Consider the following 14,996-nt stretch of genomic DNA (forward strand, 5'->3'; position numbering starts at 1 on the left):
AGAACATCGATGACGCCGTTGACGGCGACGGCCATCACGGCGGTCAGCAGGAAGACGCCTTGCATCATCGGGTAGTCGAAGTTGTTGACGGCGTCGACGATCGCCCGCCCCATGCCTGGCCAGGAGAAGATGGTCTCGACGATCACCTGACCGCCGATGATGGTGCCGGTGAGCGCCGGCATCAGGGTGACCACCGGCAGCAGCGCGTTCCGTGCCGCGTGCCGGTAGACGATTCGCGCCGGGGACAGGCCCTGTGCTCGCCCGAGGGCGATGAAGTCCTCGCGCAGCACGTCCGCCATCGAGGTGCGCATGGTCAGCAACGGCTCAGGCATGAAGTAGAGCGTCATGATGAGGAGCGGAAGGGCGAGGTGCCACCAGAAGTCCGGCGAGCCGAAGACGCCCAGGCCGGTGACCGCGACTCCCCTGCCAGGTGTGGTCATCCCGATCGACGGCACCCAGTTCAGGTGGTAGCTGAACAGCAGCAGCGCGAGCGTCGCCGTCCAGAAGATGGGCGTGGCCCTTCCGACGAAGGCTCCGTTGCGCAGCACCGCGTCGACGAGCCCGCGTCGCCGGCCGGTGGCCGCGGCGAACGCGCCGAGGGCCGACCCGAGCACCAGGGCCAGCACGATGGCGGGCACGGCCAGGACGGCGGTGTTGAAGAGCTTGTTCAGCAGGATGTCACCGACCGGCTGCTTGTAGTGGAACGAGATGCCTAGGTCACCTCGCGCCAGGTTGCTGAGGTACCGGAGGAACTGCACTCCGACCGGCTGGTCCACGCCGTAGCGCGCCCGGAGCATGGCGGCCACGGACGGGTCGAGGTCCGGCCCGACCACCGCCGCGCTGGGATCCCCCGGCACGGCCCTGAACAGCAAGAAGGTCAACGGCACGAGGATCGCGATGGTCGCCGCCATCCGCGCGACACGTCTCATCGAAAATCGCAGCAGCGTCATGGCGCCTCCCTTCCGTATCACCTGAGCCGGCACGCGATTCACCTGGTCAGGAGGGCAGGTCGTTGTCACGGAGGCGCTTGTCCTCGCGGGCGGCCGGGTAGTAGAGCACGCCATGGCGATCGAACACGTATCCCGCCTCCCGCAGCTCCTTCATCGCGGCCGGGAGGTCGTAGGGGAACGGCTGGAGCGACGCGTCGTGCCACTTCGTCAGCGACGCGGCGATCGGCGACCCGGCGGGCTCGCCCTGCCCGTCGAAAACCACGTCGATGATGTCCCGCACGGGGATGAGCAGGGACAGGGCACGCCGGAAGTGGCGGTCGTCGAACGGCTCCTTGCGCATGTTGTAGTGCAGTCCGGCCCAGCCGATGCTCTCGGCGGACAGCACCGTGATCCCGCTCTTCCCGCGCACCGAGGCGAGCTGGGCGACGTTCTGGACGTCCCCGAGCATGTCAAGGTCACCCTGGGCGAGCCCGCCGACCTCGGCGTCGAAACCGCCCAGCACGATCATCACCAGGCCGTCGATCCTGGGTGCCGAGAAGTGCCGCTTGTTCGCCGTGAACCGGATCTCCGCGCCGAGTTTGCGGCCGGCGAAGACGAACGGCCCGGACCCCACGGGGTTGTCGTTGACGAATTTCTCCGGGTGGGCCACCTTCCTCCAGATGTGCTCCGGCAAGATGGGCACCTGGGACAGCGCCGTGGCCACGAAGCTCTGCGACGGCCTGGTGAGGGTGATCTCGACCGAGTCGCCGGTGGCCCGTACGTCCCGCACGGCTGCCAGCTTCGGGGCGAACAGCGGGGACTTCTTGTCGATCAGGTACCTGACGCTGAACGCCACGTCGGAGGCGGTGACCGGATGCCCGTCGCTGAACCGCATGCCGGGCCGCAGCTTCGCGGTCACTCGGGCGCCGTCGACCTTCACCGACTCGGCCGCCCAGTCGCGCAACTCACCTTCCGGGCCGATTCGTACAAGGCTGTCGTAGATGTGTGACAGGAGTAACTGCGCCGAGGGTGTCTCCAGCGCGACCGGGTTGAGGGTCAGGGACTCGGAGATCGTCCCGACCACCAGGGTGCGCTTGCCGGTCTTCGGAGTGGCGCCGATCGAGTTCCAGATGTTGAAGACCGGGTAGCCCAGTGCCTGCCGGATGCCGTCCCAGCGGTCCGACCGATACGCCCCGGCCACGACGGGATAGGCGAACGGCCGGACCGGCTGCTGCTCGTACAACAGCTTCTGCGCCCGCTTCACGGCGGCGACCCGGTCGGTTTCGTTCGTCGCGACCTGCTGAGCGTCATAGAGCGCGTCATATGCGGCGTTGCGATAACCGGAAATGTTGGAGCCGGAGACCCCGGCACGGGCAGAGGTGAACCTCGACAGGATGTTGTCGGGGTCGATCCGGTCCGCCATCGGGGCATAGACCAGCAGGGTCGCGTCGAAGTCCTTGCTCATGAACGCACGGCGACCCACCTCGGCGCCGCGTACCGCCTGTAGTTCGGCGGGGATGCCGGCCCGCTGCCAGGACTCCACGATCAGGCGGGCCTGCTCGAACCAGCGAGGATCCTCCGCCGCGGTCCTGGTGAGCACCTGGATGGTCTGGACGGGCGTGCGCCCTGCGACGTCGGCGACCACGTTCCGGTACGTCGCCGCGTCGGATCCGCCACCGGCCTGGTCACCGTCGGCGCACGCCGAAGTCGTCAACGCGAGGGCGATGGCCAGGGCAGCGCTCAGTCTTCCTTCGTACGAACGCACAATTCTCCTCGTTCGACTGATCGGGGGAATGCTTCAGAAACGGGCGATCGGCAATGGCGACCGCCCGGCGACAATGGGGAAAGTTCGGGAGCGCATCGCGGTGGACGCCGCTCCGGCGATTGGTGATGTCGTTCGTCTGGGGCGAGCCGAACGGCCGGACAAGAAAGGCTCAGCCATGCGACTCGCACGGAAAGTAATGCCCTGATTACTTTCCGCTTACACGCGGGTGCGTATTCTTTACCTCAGAGACCGATCCTCACCCACAACGCCGAATCGGTGGGTTCCGGCCCGCCCGCCCGTGCGACCGCGAGACTGGGCGGTCTAGATCGCCGTAGGCGTGAGGCTTTACTAAGATTCGGCGACATGTGGCGGAAAGTCAGAATCATCGTTGCCAGTGTCTGTGCGGTCGGTGTCCTCGGTGTCCCGGTGGCCGCCGAGGCGAAGAAGACCGAGAAGGCCGCTCCGACCTCGGCGGCCGCCGAGGCGACGAAGACGCAGCAGGCTGATGCGACCCCGGCTGCCGGAAAGGTGAAGAAGGCGGCCAAGCCGTACTGCGCCCGCTACAAGTGCATCGCCCTCACCTTCGACGACGGCCCGTGGCCGTACACCCCCGAGCTGCTCGACACGCTGAAGAAGCACAAGGCCAAGGCCACCTTCTTCCTTCTCGGCAGGAAGGTCGAGACCCGGCCCGAGCTGACCCAGCGGATCGTGGACGAGGGGCACGAGATCGGCAACCACACCTGGGACCACCCGTCGCTGACCGAGCTGTCCGACGAGGAGATCCTCGACGAGATGACGAGGACCTCGGACGTCATCGACCAGACCATCGGCAGGGCGCCGACGATGATGCGCCCGCCGAACGGCGCCACCGACGAGCGGGTCACCCAGCTGATGGCCGAGCTCGCGCTTCCGCAGATCCTGTGGACCGGGTCCACCCTCGACTGGCAGGCCCGCGACACCGCCGTCATCACCAAGCGGACGCTCAAGCTGGCCAAGCGCGACGGTGTCATCCTGCTGCACGACATCGTCCCGGAGACCGTCAAGGCCATCCCGGCCGTACTGAAGACGCTGGAGAAGCAGCACTACCGCTTCGTCACGGTGACGACCCTGCTCCAGGGCCGGGAACTGCGTGGCGGCGAGATCTACCCTCCGCGCTCGAAGTAGCCGTCGCCGGCGTGGAGCGAGCGGTCGAGTGCGGCCCTCAGCCTCGGTTGCAGGGGCACCTCCACCAGCCGGTTCACGCCGTACGCGACGGCGAGCGCGGCCGCGACGACCAGCGGCAGCGTGACCCAGTTCCCCAGCGGGGTGTGGAGCTTGTCGATGAGCAGGAACCCGACGTGGTGATGGAACAGGTAGAGCGGGTAGGTCAGCACGCCGAGCCAGGACAGCCAGCGCCAGTCGATGCCGTCCAGCCTCCCCTGGGCCACCAGGATCATGATCAGGAAGATGAGGGAGATCACTCCGACCACGAGGGCGGATCCCAGGGCCATGCCGAAACGCTTGACGGCCGGAGGGTTCTCCCCCAGCACCTGAACGAGGGCGATCGCCCATCCGGCCCCCACGAACAGCCAGGGGTACAGCGACCCCCCGAAGCGGTGCATCAGGTACAGGGCCATGCCTGCGATGAAGTATGGCGCGCTGAACGGGATGAGGAACGCCTGGAGCAGGTCGGCGTTCACACGCTCGGCGATGGCGAGGAGCAGCAGCCAGCCCCCGAGGAAGGCCAGGCAGCGGCGGTAGGTGATGCCGACCGCGGCGAACACCGCGATGAGCGCGTAGAAGACCAGCTCCTGCCAGAGCGTCCAGTACACGATCTCCAGGTCACGGACCCTCAGGCCGTGCTGCAGCATGGTGAGGTTGGCGAGCAGCTCGCTCAGGGTGGGCCGGTGGTCGGTGACGAGACCCGCGACCGCCAGGCCTCCCAGAGCGATCACGCTGGCCCAGTAGGCGGGGTAGAGCCGGGCGATCCGCGACGAGACGAACTGGCCGGGGCTCCTCCCCCACGCGCTCATCAGGATGACGAATCCGCTGATCATGAAGAACAGGCGGACGCCGTACACGCCGAACATGGTCACCGCGCTCAGGGCGGGGAACGCGTTCGGGGTGCCCCATGCCCGCGTGTCACCGTAGTGGAAGAGCACCACCGCGAGCGCCGCGCAGAACCGTAACAGGTCGAGAACGCGCAGCCGAGACGGGTCACGAAGGATGACCGGAGAATCGGAAGTGCGGGGGGCCGCAACGAGCATATGCAGGAATATATCTACAAAGATCGCTAAGAACCCATCGAACGAGTGCGGGCCAGAAGCACCGACTCCGGCGGCCTCCGGCCCGGCCGCCCGCTCGTCAAGGCGGGCCCCCGAGGACCACCGGTGTCAGTGCTTCCAGCGGGTACGCGCGGCGATCTCGTCGGGGTCCGCTCCGTCGAAGAGCGCTATCTCGCCCCGGCGTACGAGGGCGATCGTGTCGATCATGGCCTCGCCCAGCGCCTCCTTCAGCACGGCGTCGGACTCGAACGCCTCAAGTGCCGCCCCGAGGGAGGACGGCAGCGGCGTGACGGTGCCCAAGGACAGCGGATCGACCTCGACGGGCTCGGGGAGCGTGCCGCCGCCGGCGAGACCGGCCCGGCCCGCGGCGAGGAGCACGGCCATCGCGAGATACGGGTTGGCCGCCGCGTCGAAGCACTTGACCTCCAGGTTGGCCGCCCGCGACCGTTCGCCGGCCGATCCGGTGACGAACCGCAACGCCGCCTCTCGGTTCTCCAGCCCCCAGCAGGCGAACGCGCCGGCCCAGCGGGAAGGGATGAGCCGCAGGTAGCTCGCGACGGACGGGGCGCCCACCGCCAGCAGGGCCGGTAGCCGCGACAGGATGCCGGCGCAGAACGCCTCGCCCTCGGCGGTGAGGCCGTACCGGCCCTCGCCGCCGGCCATGAGGTTCACGCCGTCGCGCCACAGGCTCAGGTGGACGTGCGCCCCGTTGCCGACTCCGCCCGCGAGCACCTTGGGGGAGAAGGTCGCGCGCAGGCCGTGGTTCAGGCTGACCGCGCGGATCGTCTCGCGGACGAGGACCGTGGTGTCGGCGGCACCGACCGGGCCCTCGGCCGCGACCGAGACCTCGTACTGCCCCGCGGCGTACTCGGGGTGAATCTGCTCCACCGCGACGCCCGCCTCCGACAGCGCGTCGACCACCTCACGCAGGTAACCGGACCGTTCGGTGAGCCGCGTCATGCCGTACGCGGGGCCGGTGCAGGCGGGGACGAAGTCATCGCCCGCACCGATGGAGGCCGCCCACTCCACCTCGAACGACGCCCGGACGGAGAAGCCGCAGGCGGCCAGCCGATCGGTCTCGCGGCGGGCCAGGTGGCGGGCGTCCAGGGGATGCGGCACGCCGTCCTGGTCGTACCGGTCCGCGGGCGCCCACGCCCAGCCGGGAAGGGCGGTCAGCACGGCGAGGCGGTCGAGGTCCGGATGCAGGCGCAGGTCGCCGACGGGCCCGCCGGCGAACCGGCCGCTCATGATGGAGTCGTCGAGCAGGAATGCGTCGAACACCGGTGAGGCGCCGATGCCCCAGGCCGCCGCGTGTTCCAGCCGCGCGAGGGGCACCGCCTTGACCCTGGTGACGCCGCTGGTGTCCACCCAGGTGACGGCGACCGCGGTCACGTCCCCGGCTGCCAGGTCCTCGGTCGCCTTCCGGGCCAGGGCCGCGCGTCGCTCACGTTCCGGCTGGTCCATGTCCCGCTCCCCTGCCTTCGTCCGGTGCGGCGCCATCGACACGAGGATCCGGTCGTCTCACGGCCACGGTCGCCGGTACGGCTGAGCAGTGTGGGCTGGACGCCGCGATCGTCACGCTTGGTCACACGCGCTGTCGCAACGTCATTCTCCATGCCGGCGCGAGCGTTCCCGGCCAACCGGCTGATGTCGTCGGCGACGCCGTCCTGACGGCCATGAAGGTGGTCAGGACGGCCGCGCGAGGAGGCGTCCTCTACGGACCCGCTAGGCGGGCGCGGAGGAGGGGACGCGAAGCTGTGTCAGGTCCAGCTCGTCGCTTTCGAACCCGATGGGGATGAGCGTGACCGGGACGCCGTTGAACACCGCGTTTCCGGAGGGCACGTCGATCACCGACTCGTCGGTCAGCGTGTTCGCGTTCACGCCCGCGTGTTCCGACGCGTTCCGCTGACGGGTCCCGGCGTGTCCCCATCCGTGGGGCAGGCTCACCACACCCGGCATGATCCCGTCGTTGGGTTCGACGGGCACGACGAGCTCCCCGCTGGCCGAGCGTACGAGGACCTGCTCGCCGAGCCCGAGCCGCGTCACGTCGTCCGGGTGGATGTGCAGGGTGCACCGGTTGCTGCCGCCGGTCAGCGTCGGCACGTTGTGCAGCCAGCTGTTGAGGGAACGCAGCTGGCGCCGCCCGATCAGCAGGGTCTCCGGCGGCGGTACGGCCAGGCGGTCGCGCAGTCGGGCCGCCTCCTCGGCCAGCCTCGGCGGGGCCAGCTCCACCCGGCCCGAGGCCGTGGTCAGCACCTCCGCCAGCCGGGGCTGAAGCGGGCCGAGGTCGATGCCGTGCGGGTTCGCCAGCAGGTCGGCCAGCGACAGGCCGTAGCCGCCCATCCTGAGCATGGTGTCCAGCATCAGCTCGGGTCCGCTGTCGCCCTGCAGCGTGGCGCGCAGCTCGGCCACGTCCATGCCCTCGTACGGCGAGCCGGGGGCCTGCGTGGCACCGGCGAGCAGCTGGCCGACGATGAACTCGTCCAGCCCGGCCGGGTCGGCGTCCGCTCCCTGCCCTGAGGCGATCAACGTCAGCCGCGCCATGATCTCGGCCTCCGACAGCTGGCCGGGCTGCAGCGGCAGGATCGCCGGGGAGAACCTGGTGTAGTTGCGCACCGTCACCGTCAGCAGCAGGAAGTCGTAGTGCGGCATCTGCAGGATGCGCGGCGGCGGCAGGATGACGTTCGCGTGCCGGGTGGTCTCGTTGAGGTAGGGGTCCACGCAGACCATGAAGTCCAGGCTCTCAAGGGCCCGCTCCAGCCGGGGACCGCCTGGCGCCGACAGCACCAGGTTGCCGGCTATCGACACAAGGGCCCTGACCTGCCCCTCCCCCGGCGTCTCGATCTCGTCGGCGAGGGTGGCCACCGGCAGTTCCCCGTTCGACTCCGGCAGCTCCCGCACGCGGCTGTGGAAGTGCCCGGTGCTGTAGGGCTCGGACGGGCGGAAGAGGTCGACGGTGGCGGTCTTGGTGAACATGACCCCGCCGGGCCGGTCGAGGTTCCCGGTCAGGATGTTGATCGTGTCAACGAGCCACTGCGCCGCGGTGCCGAACTCGACGGTGCTGGCGCCGATGCGGGAGTACACGGCGGCCGTCGGGGCCGCCGCCAGTTCCCGCGCCAGCCGTACGATCGTCTCGACCGGCACGCCGCACACCGGTGACACGATCTGCGGGGTGAAGTCCTGCGCCAGCCGCCGGAGGTCCTCCAGCCCTTCCACCTCAAGGTCGATGGAGGTGAGATTCTCCGCGAGGAGGGTCTGGACGATGCCGAACAGCAGGAAGGCGTCGGTGCCGGGCCGTACGAACAGGTGCTCGTCGGCGAGGTCGGCGGTACGGGTGCGGCGCGGGTCGACGACCACGAGCTTGCCGCCGCGCTTGCGCAGCGCCTTGAGCCGGCCGGGGAAGTCGGGGGCCGCGCACAGCGAGCCGTTGGACTCCGCGGGGTTGGCGCCGAGCACCAGCAGGTAGTCCGTGCGGTCCAGGTCGGGCACCGGGAAGGCCATCGCGTTGCCGAACATATAGCCGCAGGAGACGTGCTTCGGCATCTGGTCGATGGTGCCGGCGGAGTAGATGTTGCGGGTGCCGAGCGACTGGCTGAGCGGCATCCGGTACATGAAGCCGGCCATGGTGTGGAAGGTCGGGTTGCCGAAGTAGGCGGCCACGGCATCGCGTCCGTAGGTGTCGATGACGTTCTTGAGGCCCCGCTCGACCTCCTGGAACGCCTCGTCCCAGGTGGCCTCGTGCCATTCGCCGTCCCTGCGCACCAGCGGGGTGCGGAGCCGGTCGGGGTCCTCGTCGAGGCGGCCGAGGCTGGCCCCCTTGGGGCAGATGAAGCCCTTGGAGAAGGGATCGTCCGGGTCGCCCTTGACCGAGGTGACGTGCCCGGTGTCGTCGAGTGTGAGCCGCAGGCCGCAGACGGCGTCGCAGAGGGGACAGGTCCGGTGCACGGTTCTCATCGGCACTCCTGTAGATCGTCGAATGGAATCATCATGCGCGGCCGCCGGAGACAAGGGGAACCCCAGGAATTAGGCTCCTAGGGGGTTGATACGGGTCTTGGGTGCGGCATGGGCCAGAAATGGCTTATCAAGATCAATAAACGGCTTCGTCCCTCATCGGGGAACGTTTTCATGACCAAATATGGCTTTCGTCCCGTACCGTTGGAGGCTGGGGGTTTCTATCGCGATATTGAGGGCAGTGCGGTCTGGTTCGAACTGACCGATCCACCGTCCGAAAGGGAAGACAGGCGCCCGTCGAACGGCGCTCGCCGCTCCTGGCATGCCGGGGCCGTGAGCAGCCGTCCGGGCAGATGAGAACGGGTTTTGAGAGCATGGGAAGAAGGTCGTGATGACGACGAACGAGGTCACCGAGGGAAAGGCCGCAGCGCGGGAGCTGGCGGCGCGGCTGCCCGGATGGACGGTCTGGTACGGCCAGCACACCCGGCGGTTCTGGGCCATGCCGCGTACGGCCGCTCCGGCCGGCGCGCGGCTCGCGGAGGCCGAGACCGCCGAGGAACTGGAGGACGCGGTACGCCAGATGTCGGGCGCCGCCCCGAGGCAGGGAGCCCCGGCGCAGGGAGCCCCCGCGCAGGAGGCCTCGCATTCCGGCCAGGCCGCGATGGAACCGCAGCACCGCCGCGAGCCGGTTCGGCTCTGATCACGCGACACGCGCCTCGACGCCTCGGGTGGGGAGCCGGGCGAGGCGCGGTCCGGTTTTCCACAGGGTGTGGCGGGACGAGAGCCGGGGCCGGAGCCGCTCCGTATGCTCGGGCCGTGAGCCTGCCGCGCACCCTCGTCCTGTGGGATATCGACCACACCCTCATCAACGCCGCCGGCGCGGGTCGCCAAGCGTATGCCGACGCCTTCGAAGTGATCGTCAGGCGGCCCCTGGAGCATGTCGCCGACATGGCCGGCCGCACCGACTGGGCGATCACCGTGGAGACGTTGCGCATGCACGGCATCGAGGCGTCCGACGACCTGCTCGACTCCTTCGGCGCGGCGCTGGCGGAGGCGTTCACGGCCTACGAGGCGGCCGTCAGGGAGCACGGCCGGGTCCTGCCCGGCGCGCGGGAGGCGCTCGAAGCACTGTCCCGCCGTGACGACGTGGTCCAGTCGGTGCTCACGGGAAACATGGAGCCGATCGCGATCGGCAAGCTCGCCGCCCTCGATCTCGACCGTTTCATGGACTTCGAGGTCGGTGCCTACGGCATGGACCATGAGGAGCGCCCCGAGCTCGTAAGGCTGGCGCAGGGCCGGGCGACCGGCAAGTACGGTCAGGCGTTCGGCGCGGCGAGCACCGTCCTGATCGGCGACACCCGCCACGACGTACGGGCCGGCCACCTGGGCGGCGCCCGTGTCGTGGCGGTCGCGACAGGGGCGAGCGACCGCGAGACGCTGCGCGACGCCGGCGCGGAGCTCGTCCTCGACGATCTTTCCGACACGGAGGAAGTGGTCCGCGCGATCCTCGCGACCACCGATTCCTAGATCCTTTTCGCAGGCCGCGTAATTTGATCATCGACCCAAATGATCGTGAAACCCGGCGCCCCGGGACCGCTGCCCGGAAATCCCCCTCACTTTGATCATTACTCGCGACCGCGCGCGCCCTGATGGCAGAAATCGCCATATCCATGTCATTGCCGCGCCATCAGCGGCACTGGGCAAGCATCGAGGCCTTGTCCGCCTTCGTTACCGGAAGGTGGTACTTCACCGCGACCTGCGCGAAGCGGGCGACGTACGCACAGCGGATCCTGCGCACCGGGGGGAGCCAGGACGCGGGCCCCGCGCCGCCCTTGGCCTCGTTGACGGGGCCGTAGACCGGGATGAGGTTGAGGGGGTCATTGGCGATCCGTACGCGTTTGGCCTTCTTCCACTTCGAGGCGCCCATCTGCCACTCGTACGACAGCGGCACCACGTGGTCGACCTGCACCCGGTCGGCGTCGCGCTTGCGCCATCGGATGGTCCTGCCCGTGTACGGGTCCTCCAGCGTCATCGCGACGACGACGCAGTGCGATCCGCTGCGGTATCTGAGACGCTCGCCGTCCCGCGCCAGCAGGTCGTCACGGGTACGGCACCCGTTGCGGGCGTACGGGATGCCCTTGGCGGTGTCCGCCCAGTTCTCGCCGAACCGGGCGCGCGTGTAGCCCTGCTTGGAGCCTCGGGGCCTGACGCGCAGCTTCTTGATCAGCTTGATGGCCATCGCCCGGTCCGGATGGGAGGTGATGGGCACCAGTCCCGGCTTCGTCCCGTCCGGGTTGCGCAACGGGCTCGCCCGCTCGACGACCTGCGTAGGGCTGTGGGTGTTCTCACGGGCGGCGAGGGAGACGATCATTATGGCCCCCGCCATCACAGCAACCGTCCCGCGCGTGCTCAGCGCCGCCTCCCGGGCATGTACGGGTATAACTCGGTCTATCAATCCCCATAAATCTGTTCATTGACACCGGGCCGGCCAGGGGTGGACATGCCAGGGCCTGGCGATCGTACCCGGGTAAGGTCGTGAGGCGTGACGGACAAGGTGGAGCGGCTGGCGGCCCGGTTGGGTGAGTTCGCGCGGGAGCGCGACTGGGAGCAGTTCCACACGCCGAAGAACCTGGCGATGGCTCTGGCGGGCGAGGTCGGGGAGCTGGTCGCCGAGTTCCAGTGGCTGACGCCCGCCGAGGCGGCGAACCTCGACGAGCAGACACTCGCCCGGGTGCGTTCGGAGCTCGGCGACGTGACGAACTACCTCGTGCGGCTCGCCGACGTGCTGCACGTCGATCTGGTGGAGACCGCCCACGCCAAGCTGGATGAGAACGAACGCCGCTACGATCCCGACCTCTACCGAGGCTCCGCCCGCAAGGCACCCCCACTGCCTTCATGACGGCCGGTCGAGTCGTCGCCCGCTGATGCCCGGTCCGAGCATTGCCCCCGCCGATGCGTTCAGAGGGACCGGTCCTAGCACTGCTCCCGGCGACGCGTTCAGAGGGACCGGTCCGAGCGTCGCGCCCGTCGACGCGTTCAGAGGGAGACGAAGGTCAACCCGCGGTGCTTGAGGCGGGGGATGACCGTGTGCAGTGCCCTGAGTGTCTCGGAACGGTCGCCGCCGCCGTCATGGCACAGCAGGATGGCGCCCGGCCGGCACGCCAGCATGCTCTGGGCGATGCGGCGGGTGCCGGGACGGGACCAGTCGCGGGGGTCGATGTCCCAATCGATGGGGATCATGCCGTGGTCGTCGGCCGTGTGGACCACCCGGCTGGACCACGAACCTCCGGGGGACCGGAAGAACCTGGCGGCGACCCCCGTGGCGTCCGAGATGCGCCCCTGCGCCTCCACGATCTCGGCGGTGATCCGCTTGGCGGGCAACCGGTTGAACGGGATCGGATGGTGCATCGTGTGGTTGCACAGCTGGTGCCCTGCCTGGACGATGCGCTCGGCCAGACGGGGGAACCGCTTCACCTGGATGCCGATGAGGGAGAACGTCGCCCGTATCTCGTGCTCCGCGAGGAGGTCGAGCATCTTCGGCGTCCACTCAGGATGGGGCCCGTCGTCGATCGTGAGCGCGATGGCGTTCCCCGGCGCCGCGGGGGTCAGGTCGCGCAGGCTGTGGACGGGCTGGTGCCGGGCCCTCAGCCTGACGGGCGTCCACCCCGCGTGCGGAGGGGCGACCGGCGGGTGGACCACCGTTCGCGCTCGTGCCGGTGCGGCGTCCGGCGCCCGTGGGGACGAGCGGACGGAGTCGCCCACCACCAGGGACGCCAGCGTCAAAGCACCCAGAGCCCACAGCGCCCGGCGACGGCCGACCTCGCTTTCCTCCACAATCTCACGCTACCCATGTGCCTCCGTGATTTGACTGACCGACAGGAGCGATGACGGTAACCATGCGGTATAACCGGCAGCATCGGTCATGGCGGCCATGCGGCATTAGCGATGAAACCGAACGTGGCAGCCATGCGGCACCTCCGACGGAACCGGTCGCGGCACCACCATGCGGTGGTGCGGGCGGGTCGGGTCAGGGTAACCACGTCACTCGGCCGCGCAGGATGCCGTACCCGACGAAGGCGACCGCGTCGATCAGGGTGTGCGCGACGATCAATGGCATCGCCCGCCCCCACCTCTGGTAGAGCCGACCGAACAGCAGGCCCATCACAAGGTTGCCGATGAAGCCGCCGAAACCCTGGTAGAGGTGGTACGACCCACGGAGCAGCGCCGACACCGCCACGGCACGCCACGGTCTCCAGCCGAGCTGGGACAGCCGATGCAGGAGATAGCCGCTGACGATCACCTCTTCGAGGACGGCGTTCTGTAGAGCGGCCAGGAGCAGCACGGGAACCCGCCACCAGGTGTCGGGAAGCCGGTCGGGCACGACGTCGAGGTTGATGCCCGCGTGGAACGCCGCCAGGTAGAAGGCCAGCCCGGTGCCACCGACCACGGCCGCCAGCACCGCGCCCCGCAGCAGGTCACGCCCGGGCTCTCGCCGGTCGACACCGATCGCGCGCAGCGACTCGCCTGACCGCGCGAGGAGGTAGGCCACCAGGGCGACGGGAGCGACGGACACGGTGATGCCGACAAGCTGGAGCGTCAGGTCGAGCCAGGGCCGCCCCGGCGCCCTCGTGCCGACGAGGACGGCGTGCTGCCCCTTCAGCGCATCGGGAGCGGTCAGCGACCCGATGAGTGAGACCAGTGACTGAAGGGCGCTGGCCCCCAGCGACACGGCGAAGACGACGATGATCTCGGCACCGATGAGCCGGGGAGTGAACGCCCGCGTGCCGACGGTCGGCGAGGGCGGAGAGTCGCGCATGCCCGCAGAGTAGACCCGAGCCGGGGCACCGCGAAGTCGTCACGACCTCCCTGTGGATAACCCTCCGGCAGCGTGCGTGAGGCCGCGGCCGGACACCCACCCGAAACCGTCGAGCGCGAAGGCCCAGGTCCAGAGCCCGGTCACGCCTTAACGGCACGTCCGATGGCCTATTTGACAGCCAACTGAAAAGAAGATGGTCATGGTCCTGCAAGGACTCGTCAAGTCACGTGCAGGCGGGTGCGTTCACGCTGGGCGCATGACGACGTCCGGAATCACCTCGCCCCAGGGAAAGTACACCCGGGTCAGCGACGACCTGGCCATCGGAGCCACGGTCAGCGTGGTGGTTCCCGCGATGAACGAGGCCGAGAACCTGCCGCACGTGTTCGCGACCCTGCCGCACTGGATCGACGAGGTGGTCCTGGTCGACGGCAACTCCTCTGACGAGACGGTGGCCGTCGCGAGGGCCCTGCGTCCGGATCTGCGCGTCGTCACGCAGACCGGCAGGGGCAAGGGCAACGCGCTCACCGAGGGCTTCTCGGCGGCGACCGGCGACATCATCGTCATGATCGACGCGGACGGGTCCACGGACGGACGCGAGATCATCCGCTTCGTGTCCGCGCTGGTCGCCGGGGCCGACTTCGCCAAGGGCTCGCGCTTCGCGTCCGGCGCGGGATCGGACGACATCAGCTTCACCCGCTCCCTCGGCAACACGGTGCTGACCACGCTGACCAACGCGCTGTACGGCACCCGCTACACCGATCTCTGTTACGGATACAACGCCTTCTGGGCCCGCCACCTCGACGCGCTGGCCCTCGACTGCGACGGCTTCGAGATCGAGACGCTCATGAACGTACGGGCGGCCCAGGCGGGTCTGGTCGTCCACGAGATCCCGAGCCACGAGCACTGCCGCATTCACGGCACCAGCAACCTGCGCGCCGTACGCGACGGCTGGCGCGTGCTGAAGACCATCCTGCGCGAGCGCACCCGCCATGCGACCACCGACCAGAGCCGGCCGGTCGGCACCATCTCCGAGCACGCCCCCGCCTGACCTTCCGGCCGCCGTCTTGCCTGACGGGGCACACGAAATCACGGCCCCGGCCGGTAGTCCGGAGCACCCACCGGCCGTACCGGCGGACACCCGCGCCGAGCGGAGCGCCGACGGAGCGCTGAGGATGAACTCGTGCCGGAGACGGCAAAGAGGTACGAGCGGATTCGAACTCCTCTTCGAAGAGTTGGCCACGACGCGCGCATTCGGTTGCGAGACCTTCGAG

The 14,996-nt window shown here is 69.0% G+C and carries 12 protein-coding genes and 1 pseudogene; 5 read left to right on the top strand and 8 right to left on the bottom strand.

Going from position 1 to position 14,996, the window contains the following annotated elements:
- Positions 1 to 32: 32 nt before the first annotated feature.
- Both ACGFIV_RS01115 and ACGFIV_RS01120 read right to left on the bottom strand, forming a co-directional pair.
- Positions 33 to 1,064, bottom strand: a pseudogene (locus ACGFIV_RS01115) (ABC transporter permease); the annotation flags it as partial.
- The gene (locus ACGFIV_RS01120) at positions 997 to 2,694 is read right to left on the bottom strand and encodes an ABC transporter substrate-binding protein (RefSeq protein WP_358552058.1); all 1,698 of its coding nucleotides are present in this window, start codon (positions 2,692 to 2,694) and stop codon (positions 997 to 999) included. The gene ACGFIV_RS01120 and the pseudogene ACGFIV_RS01115, both read right to left, overlap by 68 nt.
- Positions 2,695 to 3,120: 426 nt before the next feature.
- Between ACGFIV_RS01120 and ACGFIV_RS01125 the strand changes: the two genes are divergently transcribed.
- Complete coding sequence (locus ACGFIV_RS01125; protein WP_358552056.1) at positions 3,121 to 3,858, top strand: polysaccharide deacetylase family protein; 738 nt, start codon at positions 3,121 to 3,123, stop codon at positions 3,856 to 3,858.
- On the opposite strand, the gene ACGFIV_RS01130 is transcribed toward ACGFIV_RS01125, so the two are convergent.
- The 3 genes from ACGFIV_RS01130 to ACGFIV_RS01140 all read right to left on the bottom strand — a co-directional run bounded on the left by ACGFIV_RS01130 (position 3,837) and on the right by ACGFIV_RS01140 (position 8,912).
- Entirely contained in the window at positions 3,837 to 4,940 is a 1,104-nt protein-coding gene (locus ACGFIV_RS01130) for an acyltransferase (RefSeq protein ID WP_358552054.1), read from the bottom strand. The two genes, ACGFIV_RS01125 and ACGFIV_RS01130, sit on opposite strands and share 22 nt — an antisense overlap.
- A gap of 126 nt (positions 4,941 to 5,066) precedes the next feature.
- Positions 5,067 to 6,422, bottom strand: a complete 1,356-nt coding sequence (locus ACGFIV_RS01135; RefSeq protein ID WP_358552052.1) for a glutamine synthetase family protein — start codon at positions 6,420 to 6,422, stop codon at positions 5,067 to 5,069.
- Between the two features lie 261 nt (positions 6,423 to 6,683).
- Entirely contained in the window at positions 6,684 to 8,912 is a 2,229-nt protein-coding gene (locus ACGFIV_RS01140; RefSeq protein WP_392830879.1) for a molybdopterin-dependent oxidoreductase, read from the bottom strand.
- Positions 8,913 to 9,300: 388 nt separating this feature from the next.
- On the opposite strand from ACGFIV_RS01140, the gene ACGFIV_RS01145 reads away from it, so the two are divergent.
- Both ACGFIV_RS01145 and ACGFIV_RS01150 read left to right on the top strand, forming a co-directional pair.
- Entirely contained in the window at positions 9,301 to 9,609 is a 309-nt protein-coding gene (locus tag ACGFIV_RS01145; protein ID WP_358558633.1) for a hypothetical protein, read from the top strand.
- Between the two features lie 116 nt (positions 9,610 to 9,725).
- On the top strand, positions 9,726 to 10,436 hold the full coding sequence (locus ACGFIV_RS01150; RefSeq protein WP_358558635.1) for a haloacid dehalogenase-like hydrolase: 711 nt from the start codon (positions 9,726 to 9,728) through the stop codon (positions 10,434 to 10,436).
- A 160-nt stretch (positions 10,437 to 10,596) separates the two neighbouring features.
- On the opposite strand, the gene ACGFIV_RS01155 is transcribed toward ACGFIV_RS01150, so the two are convergent.
- Positions 10,597 to 11,295 (bottom strand): HNH endonuclease family protein, encoded by a 699-nt coding sequence (locus ACGFIV_RS01155; RefSeq protein ID WP_358558637.1) that lies wholly within the window; start codon positions 11,293 to 11,295, stop codon positions 10,597 to 10,599.
- A 156-nt stretch (positions 11,296 to 11,451) separates the two neighbouring features.
- Here ACGFIV_RS01155 and ACGFIV_RS01160 point away from each other — a divergent pair, with 156 nt between their 5' ends.
- Positions 11,452 to 11,808, top strand: a complete 357-nt coding sequence (locus ACGFIV_RS01160) for a nucleotide pyrophosphohydrolase (RefSeq protein ID WP_358558639.1) — start codon at positions 11,452 to 11,454, stop codon at positions 11,806 to 11,808.
- Between the two features lie 137 nt (positions 11,809 to 11,945).
- On the opposite strand, the gene ACGFIV_RS01165 is transcribed toward ACGFIV_RS01160, so the two are convergent.
- Positions 11,946 to 12,743: a polysaccharide deacetylase family protein gene (locus ACGFIV_RS01165; RefSeq protein WP_358558641.1), complete on the bottom strand. Its 798-nt coding sequence runs from the start codon at positions 12,741 to 12,743 to the stop codon at positions 11,946 to 11,948.
- Between the two features lie 193 nt (positions 12,744 to 12,936).
- Positions 12,937 to 13,725, bottom strand: coding sequence for a CPBP family intramembrane glutamic endopeptidase (locus tag ACGFIV_RS01170; RefSeq protein ID WP_358558643.1), 789 nt, complete (start codon positions 13,723 to 13,725; stop codon positions 12,937 to 12,939).
- Between the two features lie 256 nt (positions 13,726 to 13,981).
- Between ACGFIV_RS01170 and ACGFIV_RS01175 the strand changes: the two genes are divergently transcribed.
- On the top strand, positions 13,982 to 14,773 hold the full coding sequence (locus ACGFIV_RS01175; protein WP_358558645.1) for a glycosyltransferase family 2 protein: 792 nt from the start codon (positions 13,982 to 13,984) through the stop codon (positions 14,771 to 14,773).
- The last annotated feature ends 223 nt before the right edge of the window (positions 14,774 to 14,996 follow it).

The organism is Sphaerisporangium sp. NPDC049003 (assembly GCF_043197795.1).
Lineage (GTDB): Bacteria > Actinomycetota > Actinomycetes > Streptosporangiales > Streptosporangiaceae > Sphaerisporangium.